The 2,408-nt window shown below is 61.3% G+C and carries 2 protein-coding genes; both read left to right on the top strand.

The window, feature by feature from the left end; translation table 11 throughout:
- The first annotated feature begins 542 nt into the window (after window positions 1-542).
- Window positions 543-905 carry a YraN family protein gene (locus QZ326_RS12835; RefSeq protein WP_295745950.1) on the top strand — a complete coding sequence of 121 codons (363 nt, stop codon included), beginning with the start codon at window positions 543-545 and terminating at the stop codon, window positions 903-905.
- A 29-nt stretch (window positions 906-934) separates the two neighbouring features.
- Window positions 935-2,408 (top strand): threonine synthase (thrC, locus tag QZ326_RS12830; RefSeq protein WP_295745948.1); only part of this gene is annotated, 1,474 nt, incomplete at its 3' end.

Genomic DNA, 2,408 nt, shown 5'->3' with positions numbered 1-2,408 from the left:
TTCAGACGTGTGCTCTTCCGATCTGCCGCAGCCGTGATCCTGCCCCGTGAGATCGGCATCCCCGGCCTCAACGACTCCAAGAAGCTGACGGAGAAAAGACGGGAGGTTCTCTATGATCTCATTACGGCCCGCGCCGCAGCCTGGAGCGTTGCCCGGGCGGAGGCGGAGGAGATCGACCGGCTGGACATCCTCAACGCCCGGATGCTGGCCATGCAGCGGGCCATTGACGGGCTTACCGTAACGCCGGATTTGGCCCTGATTGACGGCAACCGGGACCACGGCAGCCGGATTTTCATCACCGCGCCCCATATCACTATTGTGGGCGGCGATGGAAAGAGCGCCTCCATCGCGGCGGCGTCCATTCTGGCCAAGGTCAGCCGGGACCGGTATGTCTCTACGGAGCTGGAGGCCCAGTATCCACAATACCAATTTGCCAGACACAAGGGCTATGGCACGAAGCTCCATTATGAGATGCTGAACCGGTACGGCCCCTGTCCGGCCCACCGGGGGAGCTTTTTGAAAAAGTGGGAGGCGAGGCGGTCATGAGCGGGACGAGAGAGGCCGGAGACCGGGGTGAGCGGGCCGCAGCGGTATTTTTGGAGCGGCAGGGCTGTGAGATCCTGGCCGCCCAGTGGAGATGTCGGTACGGCGAGCTGGATCTGGTGGCTCGGGGCCGGGACGGTATCGTCTGTTTTGTGGAGGTGAAGCTCCGGGGGACCGGAGCCGTTGGTCTGCCCCGGGAGTTTGTAGACGGGCGCAAGCAGGAGCGGCTCCGAAAGACTGCTATGGCCTACTTGATGGAAACCGGCCTGGAGGACGTCCCCGCCCGGTTTGACGTGGCAGAGGTTTATATGGGAAGGGACGGTTCCCTCCGGGTGGAATATCTGGAGGATGCGTTTACATAACAAATCTCCTGAAAGTGAGGAAATTACAGATGAACTATTACAGCACACGGGACAAATTCCTCCGCATGGACTCGGCGGAGGCCGTCAAGATGGGCCTGAGCCGGGACGGCGGATTGCTGACGCCGGAGACCATTCCCCAGATTGACCGGGCCTTTTTGGAGAACCTGGTAAGTGAGCGGTATCAGACCCGGGCGGCAAAGGTTATGGGGCTGTACCTGACGGATTACACGGAGGAGGAACTACTCACCTTCGCCGAGAACGCCTATGGCCCCGACAAGTTCGACACGGAGGCGGTGGCCCCCGTCCGAACGCTGGACGAGAACACCCACTGTCTGGAGCTGTGGCACGGTCCCACCTCCGCCTTCAAGGACATGGCCCTCCAGATGCTGCCTCAGCTGCTGTCTGCGGCTCTGCGGAAGACCGGGGAGGACAAAACGGTGTGTATCCTGGTAGCCACCTCCGGCGACACCGGCAAGGCTGCCATGGAGGGGTTTGCCGGTGTGCCCCAGACGAAGATCATGGTGTTCTATCCCAAGGACGGTGTGTCTAAAGTCCAGGAAGCCCAGATGGTCACCCAGGAGGGGGAAAATGTGGGCGTGTGCGCCGTGGCGGGCAATTTTGATGACGCCCAGGCCGGTGTGAAGCGCATTTTCTCCGATCCTGCCATGCGGGAGACTCTGGCGGGCCGGGGATATTTTCTCTCCTCCGCCAACTCCATCAACTGGGGCCGTATCCTGCCCCAGGTGGTCTACTATATCTCCGCTTACTGCGATCTAGTGCAGGATGGGAAGCTCAAAATGGGGGACAAGGTGAACTTCTGCGTCCCTACCGGCAACTTTGGCGACATCCTGGCGGCCTACTACGCGAAACGGATGGGGCTGCCTGTTGGCAAGCTCATCTGTGCCTCCAACCGCAACGACGTGCTGACAGATTTCCTCCGTACCGGCGTCTATGACCGCAACCGGCCCTTCCGCACTACCATGAGCCCCTCCATGGATATTCTGGTATCCAGCAACCTGGAGCGGCTGTTGTTCGACCTCTCCGGGGAGAACGACGCTGAGGTCCGGGGTTATATGTCGGCCCTGGCGGAGAGCGGGAAGTACGAGGTCTCCGGTCAGATTAAGGCGGCCTTGAAAGAGGAATTTTGGGGCGGCTTCTGCGACGAGGCCGGTACCGCCGCCGCCATCGGGGAGTATTACAAGAAGGGGTATCTCATAGATACCCATACCGCCGTGGCCGCCAGTGTCATGGAGCAGTACCGCCGGGAGAACGGGGATAAGACCGTGACGGTGTTTGTCTCCACCGCATCCCCCTATAAGTTCTGTAATCACGTCCTCACCGCCATCGGGGAGACCCCGGCGGGAGACGGCGTGGAGCTGCTGGACCAGCTATGCGGCGTTACCGGCGTGACGGTACCCCGGCGGCTGGCGGCATTGAAGGGCAGAGAGCGGCGCTTCAATCTCACCTGTGAGAAGCCGGGCATGGACGGCGCGGTGCTGGACT

It is taken from the genome of uncultured Oscillibacter sp. (genome assembly GCF_910587525.1).
Taxonomy (GTDB): Bacteria; Bacillota; Clostridia; order Oscillospirales; family Oscillospiraceae; genus Oscillibacter.
This window is presented reverse-complemented; position numbering and strand designations above follow the sequence as displayed.